Origin of the sequence: Pseudomonas sp. 21615526 (assembly GCF_013386245.1) — a bacterium.
Lineage (GTDB): Bacteria > Pseudomonadota > Gammaproteobacteria > Pseudomonadales > Pseudomonadaceae > Aquipseudomonas.
Genome location: NZ_JACAOM010000186.1, coordinates 1 through 2,433, shown reverse-complemented (window position 1 = coordinate 2,433; position 2,433 = coordinate 1). Strand labels below are relative to the sequence as shown.

The 2,433-nt window shown below is 59.8% G+C and carries 2 protein-coding genes and 1 pseudogene; 2 read left to right on the top strand and 1 reads right to left on the bottom strand.

The features are described from left to right. Window positions 1–232: pseudogene (locus tag HX786_RS30500) on the bottom strand (MipA/OmpV family protein); the annotation flags it as partial. Between the two features lie 230 nt (window positions 233–462). Between HX786_RS30500 and HX786_RS30495 the strand changes: the two are divergent. Together HX786_RS30495 and HX786_RS30490 are read left to right on the top strand one after the other, a co-directional pair. Further along, window positions 463–1,167 (top strand): MtnX-like HAD-IB family phosphatase, encoded by a 705-nt coding sequence (locus tag HX786_RS30495; RefSeq protein WP_008435530.1) that lies wholly within the window; start codon window positions 463–465, stop codon window positions 1,165–1,167. Next, on the top strand, window positions 1,160–2,433 hold a 1,274-nt coding region (locus HX786_RS30490; RefSeq protein ID WP_178913028.1), incomplete at its 3' end, for an aspartate aminotransferase family protein. The genes HX786_RS30495 and HX786_RS30490, both read left to right, overlap by 8 nt.

The following is a 2,433-nucleotide window of genomic DNA, read 5'->3' as shown; positions in this document are numbered from 1 at the left end:
TGGTATTGAGCGCACTCCAGGTCAGCCCATCGTCGGTACCCAGGCTGACACTCCCCCAATCCAGATCGAAATACGGGATCGGCCGCGTTTCGTAGCGGCTGCCCGTCGGATCGTGGGGCTGATAGCTGACGCCTGCGCCGGCTTCACCGGTAATTCCGTCCGCCAGCGCAGCGCCGCAAACGCCCCACAGCCCCAGCAAACCGGTGAATACAGCAAAAGTAACCCTGAACATGGAGCCATTTCCTTTTGTGAACATGCGCGCATGAACGCGCAAACACCCGACCTTAGGCAAGCACTCATCTAGGTTGTAGCAAGCTACAAAAATTGTAGCCAGTTCCGACACAACCAAATGCAAATACCCGCCAAACCCTTTGAAAACAGGGGGGGCGAGCACTTGGCACAGTCCATGCTCTAGCACTCTGCAAGCGCAACAGCGCGCTCCTACTTCATAGGTAAATGCAGATGATCCACTGGCATATCGTGTGTGACTTCGACGGGACCATCACCCCTACCGACGTCATCGACAACGTCCTCCAACGCTTCGCCGGCCCCGAGTGGGAAACCATCGAGCAGGAATGGCTGGATGGGCACATCGGTTCGCGCGAATGCCTGAGCCGTCAACTGGCGCTGATCAAGGCGACCCCGGCCGAGTTGCTGGCGTATTTCGACAGCGTCGAGATCGACCCGGACTTCCCGGACTTCGTCGACCATGTCATGGGCCTGGGCGCTTCCATTGAAGTGGTCAGCGATGGCATCGAACAAGGCATCGCGCGGATTCTGTCGCGCAACTACGTGACCTTGCTGCCGATCCTCGCCAACCGCCTGCGCCAGGTCGACCAGAACAGCTGGCGCATCGACTTCCCGTATGCCAGCGACGCCTGCCGTGCCGCCTCCGGCAACTGCAAGTGCAAGTCCACGCCGCGCAACAAGCGCGTGCTGGTGATCGGCGACGGCAAGTCCGACATGTGCGTGGCCTCCACCGCCGACTTCGTCTTCGCCAAGGCCAGCCTGGCCGACTACTGCGAAACCAACAACATCCCTTACGCGCGGTTCGACACCTTCGCCGAACTGCCGGCATTGCTGGCCAAGCTGCCTCAGGGCATCGCCGCCAACGCCACCTCCTTCAGCACCTCTTCCGACAATCAGGAACTCTTCCACCATGTCTGATATCCGCATCGCTACCGCAGAAGACCAGGTTCTTCTGGATAAAGAAGCCAAGTACTGCTCCTACGGCGACACCGTTCACTACATCGACCCGCCGCGCATTTTCAGCCGCTGCGAAGGCTCCTACGTGTGGGACACCGAAGACCAGGCTTACCTCGACCTGCAAATGTGGTACTCGGCCGTTAACTTCGGTTACGCCAACCCACGCCTGAACAACGCGCTGAAGCAGCAGATCGACACCCTCCCGCAAATCGCCAGCCAGTACCTGCACAAAGGCAAGATCGAGCTGTCGGAAATGATCGCAGTCGACGCCAAGAAAAAATTCGGCCTCGACGGTCGTGTGCACTTCAACGTGGGCGGTTCGCAGTCCATCGAAGACTCCCTGAAGGTGGTGCGTAACGCCACCAACGGCAAGAGCCTGATGTTCGCCTTCGAAGGCGGCTACCACGGCCGTACCCTTGGCGCTTCGTCGATCACTTCGAGCTACCGCTACCGTCGTCGCTATGGCCACTTCGGCGAGCGCGCCAACTTCATCCCGTTCCCGTACCACTTCCGCGGCCCTAAAGGCATGACCAAGGAAGAATACGGCAGCCACTGCGTGCAGCAGTTCGCCCGTCTGTTCGAAACCGAATACAACGGTGTGTGGGACCCGAAAGTCGGCCAGAGCGAATACGCCGCCTTCTACGTCGAGCCGATCCAGGGCACCGGCGGCTACGTGATCCCGCCGATGAACTTCTACAGCGAGCTCAAACAGGTCCTCGACCAGCACGGCATCCTGATGGTTGTCGACGAAATCCAGATGGGCTTCTGGCGTACCGGCAAGCTGTGGTCGATCGAACACTTCGACGTCAAGCCGGACGTGATCGTCTTCGGCAAGGCATTGACCAACGGCCTGAACCCGCTGGGCGGCATCTGGGCCAAGGAAGAGTTGATCAACCCTAAGATCTTCCCGCCAGGCTCCACTCACTCCACCTTCGCGTCCAACCCGTTGGGCACCGCGGTAGGCCTGGAAATGTTCAAGATGACCAGCGAAGTCGACTACGGCGCAATGGTCATGGCCAAGGGCAAATACTTCCTGGCCGGCCTGCAAGAGCTGCAAAAGCGCTTCCCGATCATCGGCGACGTCGATGGCCTGGGCCTGGCCCTGCGCTGCGAAATCTGCGGCCCGGACGGCTTCACTCCGGACAAGGCGACCCTGGACTACATGGTCGAGGAAGGCATGAAGGGCGACATGGTGGTTGATGGTCAGAAACTCGGCCTGATCCTCGA

Coding starts and splice junctions, on each gene's coding strand:
- HX786_RS30495 (WP_008435530.1), top strand. CDS start 463: ATGATCCACTGGCATATCGTGTGTGACTTCGACGGGACCATCACCCCT.